Below are 3584 nucleotides of genomic sequence, written 5' to 3'. Positions count from 1 at the left end.
GGTCACCGGCATTACTTATAAATGGCTGCAGATTAGATAATCTGTGGCTGTTTTTTTGTTTAATAGGAAATTTTGTTGAAATTTCCTATTAAACAAAATTTCAATACAGATAAAGTTATAGAAAATATAAGAAAGTGTGTTACATTTGTATTAAAATATCTGTCTGTATTATTGGTAGGAGACACAAAGATTGTAACTGATATAAATGGGGATATGAAGAAGATACAATAATTTTATCTGATTAAAAAATAGATATATGGATATAAGTGAAATGAAAGAAGAAATGAGGAAATATTCTGATGAACATTAGAACTTTATCAGACTATTGTAAAGAAAGGTTTGGTACAAAGGTATATAGACTATCCCTGTCAACAGGCTGTTCCTGCCCAAACAGAGATGGCAAGGCAGGAAGGGGAGGCTGTAGTTTTTGTTCAGAAGGCGGTTCAGGAGAATTTGCAGCTAAGGTAAAAGACATAGACTTGCAAATAGAAGAGGCTAAAGAAAAAGTAAAGCACAAGTTTACCAAAGATATAAGAGAAGAAGATAAGAAGTATATAGCCTATTTTCAGTCATTTACCAATACCTACGGAGATGTAAATAGGCTTGAACCAATCTTTAGGACTGCAATACAAAGAAAAGATATAGTAGCACTTTCTATAGGTACCAGACCTGACTGCTTTGAAGAAGAGATGCTCGATTTGCTGGAGAAACTGAATAAAATAAAGCCTGTCTGGGTTGAGCTCGGACTACAGACTATAAATGAGGCTACAGCTAAGGCTTTCAACAGGGGCTACGAATTAAAGGTGTTTGAAAAGGCTTATTATGAGCTGAAAAAAAGAGGTATTGAAGTTGTAGTGCATGTAATTTTGGGTTTACCAAATGAGAGTGCTAATGATATGTATGAAACCGTAAAATATCTGGATTCACTTGAGCCGAAATTAGATGGAATTAAGTTGCATTTACTTCATATATTAAGAAATACGAAGCTTGAAAAAGAATATAGATCAAATCCTTTTAAAATACTAAGCCTTGAAGAATATACTGAAATTCTTATTGACTGTCTGAAAATCTTGCCTGAAACCACTGTAATACATAGGATGACGGGGGACGGAGATAAGAGGCTGCTTGTAGAGCCGATGTGGAGTGCTAATAAGAAGGTGGTATTAAATACTATAAATAAAGCAATAAGGGAAGCAGAAAGAGAGTAGTAATGGCAAAAAAGAATTATTATGCGGTAAGGCTTGGAAAAACTCCCGGGATATACACTAGCTGGGATGACTGCAAGGCTCAGGTTACAGGGTATAAAGGAGCTATATTCAAGGGGTTTGAAGAAAAGAACGATGCGGAAGACTTTATGAAGGCTGGGGAGCCTGTTTCTTATGCAGATGGGGTGGATGAAATGACAGGGGTAAGCGATTTAGAAGAGAAAAAAGGAAACAGTAAAAAGGGGATTATAGAGGGAGAGAATAAATTTGTAAGTGAAATAACTGCCTATGTAGATGGAAGCTTTCTTAAGGAGAAAGTCTTTGGCTGCGGCTGTGTGATTATTAAAGCCGGAGAGGTTATTGCCGAAATCTCAGAAGCTTATGAAGATGAAGAACTTGCGTCTATGCGTAATGTGGCAGGAGAGATTAAGGCTTCCGAGCTTGCTATGCGTTATGCCTTAGACAATGGATATAAGTCTGTAAGCATTTATCATGACTATCAGGGAATTTCAAGCTGGTGTCTTGGTGAATGGAAGACCAATAAAATAGGAACCATAGCCTATAAGGAGTTCTATGACAGTATAAAGGACAGGCTGAGAGTAGACTTTGTTAAGGTAAAAGGCCATTCGGGAGATACATATAATGATATGGCTGATAACCTTGCTAAAAAGGCAATTGGAATTGTGTAGACAAAATAACGAAAATGCATTAAAGACGAACAATATAATATGGGTGGAAAAAGTATTCCATATGTATAATTTTAAGTGAATTTTTGGGATTTGACAACTTAATAAAGCTATGTTTATCTGGTGATTTGTTATATAATGATACAAGTGTCAAAAGTATAAAAATTCGATGCAAGCTTGCTTGCAAGAGAATTTATTATCTTTTGACACGCAAAAAATATGAGTAAGTAGCCATTTTTTGCAAAAAAATGAGCGGATTACGAATATTTTTGCAAGGATTGCGAGAGGTGAAGCCGAAGCAATCCTGTATCATTGGGTGTCAAATACTTTTGACACCCACATCATATAATAGGAGTATTGAAAAATATAGATAGTATTTAAAAGAATATTTATAGGGATTATGATAAAAAAAGGTAATGAAGAGAGGTTTTCATGGGGGAGATTATTAATAAAGAATCTTCAATAATAATTGTCTACAACCACCCTTCTGGGGATGTAACCTACTTTTTAAAATACCTATGCTTGTGGTGAGTAATTTCGTCCTTATAGTGAGTATATTTGCCTTCGGCAAGATAAAGGCATACTATACCACGAAAATAAATTTTACAAAAAGTTATGATAGTTTATAGAAAGGAAAAGAAAACTATGAATTATACGATTGAAGAAGCTGCTAAGAATATGCATGAAGCATATTTACAATGCAAGACTGTTTTTGATCCAATACATTTAATGGTAAATAATAGGGTAGATTTTAAAAGTGAGGAAGAAGAATTTTTTTACAAGATCGTGGGTGATTTTTTCTTACAAAGAAAACAAATGGAGATTATAAAAGAGAATAAATATGGAAAATAATAACGATAAAATCTATACTTTGTTTGCCGGAGTAAATGGGGCAGGGAAAACAAGCATTTACAGCGCAACAAATTTTTATGAAAATAAGAATCGAGTAAATCCAGATGAAATTCTTGTTTCAATTGGTGGTGATTGGAGAAATGAGAAAGACCAGATAAGGGCAGGAAGAGAAGCTGTACGAAGAATAAATTCCTTTATTGAACAAGGCATTTCATTTAATCAAGAAACAACTTTAACCGGACAGGCTATTTTAAGAAATATTCAAAAAGCAAAAGAACAGGGGTTTTCTATTGAGCTATATTATATTGGGTTAAATAGTCCTGAACTGGCTGTAGAAAGAGTGAAGGGCAGAGTTTCAGAGGGTGGACATGGAATACCTGAAGAAACTATAAAAAGACGATATAAAGCATCTTTAGACATGCTAACAAAAGTAGTACCATTGTGCGACATGGTTGTAATTTATGATAATTCCAAAGATCTTGATAAAATAGCAAAATATAATGATGGAAACTGGACATTATATAATGAAAAATGTCAATGGTTTAATAGAGCAATGCCAGAAATTCAGAAAGCAACAAATAGGGTTGGCGAAAAAACAAGAGAAACCTATGCAAAACATGAAGGGTTACAGAGCAGAAATAGGAAAACTTAAAAAAATAGGAAAAAGAGTACAAAACAATTCCATAGGAAAGGATGATCCGAGTTGTAGTGCTAAATCCTAAAGTGACTGATAACCTTGCTAAAAAGGCAATAGAAATTGTATAGACAAAAGCTGAAAAATATCGTTAAAGAAAAACAATAAAAATATCAAAAAAGTGTTGACATAGTGAGTTAACTATTG

5 protein-coding genes are annotated in these 3584 nt (G+C 34.0%); all 5 read left to right on the top strand.

The features are described 5' to 3' along the window. The first annotated feature begins 75 nt into the window (after window positions 1–75). The 5 genes from ACTTG8_RS09970 (at window position 76) to ACTTG8_RS09950 (ending at window position 3395) form a co-directional block, all read left to right on the top strand. Window positions 76–231, top strand: coding sequence for a hypothetical protein (locus ACTTG8_RS09970; protein WP_442561956.1), 156 nt, complete (start codon window positions 76–78; stop codon window positions 229–231). Window positions 232–299: 68 nt separating this feature from the next. After that, window positions 300–1208 (top strand): TIGR01212 family radical SAM protein, encoded by a 909-nt coding sequence (locus ACTTG8_RS09965; protein ID WP_442561955.1) that lies wholly within the window; start codon window positions 300–302, stop codon window positions 1206–1208. Window positions 1209–1210: 2 nt separating this feature from the next. Next, window positions 1211–1894 carry a ribonuclease H1 domain-containing protein gene (locus ACTTG8_RS09960; protein WP_442561954.1) on the top strand — a complete coding sequence of 228 codons (684 nt, stop codon included), beginning with the start codon at window positions 1211–1213 and terminating at the stop codon, window positions 1892–1894. A gap of 642 nt (window positions 1895–2536) precedes the next feature. Next, window positions 2537–2743, top strand: coding sequence for a hypothetical protein (locus tag ACTTG8_RS09955; protein WP_442561953.1), 207 nt, complete (start codon window positions 2537–2539; stop codon window positions 2741–2743). Next, window positions 2733–3395 (top strand): zeta toxin family protein, encoded by a 663-nt coding sequence (locus ACTTG8_RS09950; RefSeq protein WP_442561952.1) that lies wholly within the window; start codon window positions 2733–2735, stop codon window positions 3393–3395. Before ACTTG8_RS09955 ends, ACTTG8_RS09950 begins: the two co-directional genes overlap by 11 nt. The last annotated feature ends 189 nt before the right edge of the window (window positions 3396–3584 follow it).

Origin of the sequence: Catonella sp. (assembly GCF_052173895.1) — a bacterium.
Classification (GTDB): domain Bacteria; phylum Bacillota; class Clostridia; order Lachnospirales; family Lachnospiraceae; genus Catonella.
The sequence above is the reverse complement of the archived record's forward strand: the minus strand, read 5'-3'. Positions and strand labels throughout refer to the sequence as shown.